Consider the following 1,902-nt stretch of genomic DNA (forward strand, 5'->3'; position numbering starts at 1 on the left):
GTTGCTGGCGCAGGTCGTGGTAGTACTCGGCATCTTCGGGGTGTAGCAGGATCTCCCAGAAGTACTCGCCCATTTGCTGCAGTTCGGCCCTGTTATAGCCAAGGGTGTGGCCCAGGTGGTGGTTGCTGAAAATCATGCGCTGGCTGATGACGTCCTGTACATACAGATGGTCGGGCACGGTGCGCACCACGTCCGACCAGAAGCTTTCGCGCTCCACCAGCGATAGCTCGATCAGCTTGCGGCTGGTGATATCGCTGGTGCTGAGGATCACCGCCTTGAAGTCGTCTTGTTGCTCCGGCAGGCGCATGACCAGCCACAGGTACTGTTCGTTGCCGGCCACGTCGTTGAGGCGGATTTCCATCTCCAGCTGTTTTTGCTGGGTCAACACGGCTTCCAGTACCTGGCAACCGATGGACGTGACATTACGTGGGCAATCGTCGATCAGGCGTTCCCAGGCTTCCTCGCAGGAGCCGACGTTCAATAACCGCACCGCCACTTGGTTGACCTCGGTGACACGCAGCTCCTTGAACAGTTGCTGGCGCTCGGCGGGGTTGTCGTTCAGCCAGGCATGCAGCTGTTCGCGGGTCTGCATCCGGGACTTGGCGAAAAACGCTTTGAGGCCTGACAAGTCGAGCACGCACAGAGCCACGCCGGTGCCTTCGAATATGTCCTGATAACGGCGCCGGCCTTCATGGACCTGGCGTTGGCGGCGGCGCATGTTCAGTAGCACGATCACCGGGATCAGCGAAAAGGCCAGGCCCAGCAGGCATTTACCGACAAACGCCGGCAGCAGTTGCTCCAGCACGGCGCTACGGTCGAAGAGCCCGCGCAATTGCCAGTCGCTTTTGCTCAAGGGCGTGACCAGTACGCTTTTATTCAGCTCGTCCGGGGTCAGCGCCGCAGACCATTGAGCCGGCATGCCACTGTCGCGGCTGACCACGCGGTGGTTCACGCGGTTCTCGATCGCCCACATCGGGCGCTGGCCCTGGCCGTCTTGAGGGGTGAGGTTGCTCAGGTAGCTGGGTGCCAGGCGCAGGGCCCAGTACATTTTCGAGCCGCCGCTGGGTTGTTGCAGCAACAGATAGATCAGCGTGCCGTCGGGGCTATTGCTCAGGTAATAAGGTTGCGAGTGGCTGCGTTGCACCAGCTCTTCAAGCCACGCGCGGTCCTGGCTGTCTTTGGCACTGTCACTGATCATTGCGCCGCTGGGGGCGAGCAGGGCGACACTGCGCAGTTCCGGCAACGAGCGTTGCAAGGTGCGTATCAAGGTTTGCTGCTGTTCGTCGTTGCGCGGCGGCTCGACCATCGGTAGCAGGTTCAGGGCGATTTTTGCGCTCAGGGCCATGTTCAGGCTGATCTGTTCTGCCAGGTCCGCGCTGTAGTCGATGGTGTATTGCTGCTGGTTCTTCTGGTTTTGCTGCAGTTGGTCCAGCAATTGCCAGAACAATAAGGCAAGCAGCATGAGGACAAGCGTCGCCAACGCGCCTTTGAGGGTGCCGTGCAGGGGCGCTCCCGGCGCAATATGAGCGGCGCGCAAGGGAGTTGGCGGCGTGACTTTGGACAAGCTGTGATCCTGCGGTTTGGCTGGACTGGCGCGCGACGTGCACTATAAGCCGGACGCCCGAAGGGCGGCTAGCATGCCTTGAGTTGTGGCAAAGTGCCAGTCCCGCCTGGCTGGACTGCCCAAGCGCATTGAGGTAGCTTTGCCGGTTACGCGGGGGCGTTCCAGCCCCAGACATTCAGGCTTTTTCCGCACGCAGGCATTGATTTCCGTCAACGGCCCGCGCGGCGCATGGCCTGCACGGGCTTCGCCCGCTTAATCCATCAGTCACTGACGCTAGGTTCACCATGGCTCAATACGTCTTCACCATGCATCGGCTGGGAAAAGTTGTTCCGCCGAAG

1 pseudogene is annotated in these 1,902 nt (G+C 60.7%); it reads right to left on the minus strand.

Features of this window, described 5'->3' with window-relative positions:
• Nucleotides 1–1,564 (minus strand): annotated as a pseudogene (locus tag ACRESD_RS20170) (diguanylate phosphodiesterase); the annotation flags it as partial.
• Nucleotides 1,565–1,902: the final 338 nt, after the last annotated feature.

The sequence above is a fragment of the Pseudomonas sp. genome (assembly GCF_050739995.1).
Taxonomy (GTDB): domain Bacteria; phylum Pseudomonadota; class Gammaproteobacteria; order Pseudomonadales; family Pseudomonadaceae; genus Aquipseudomonas.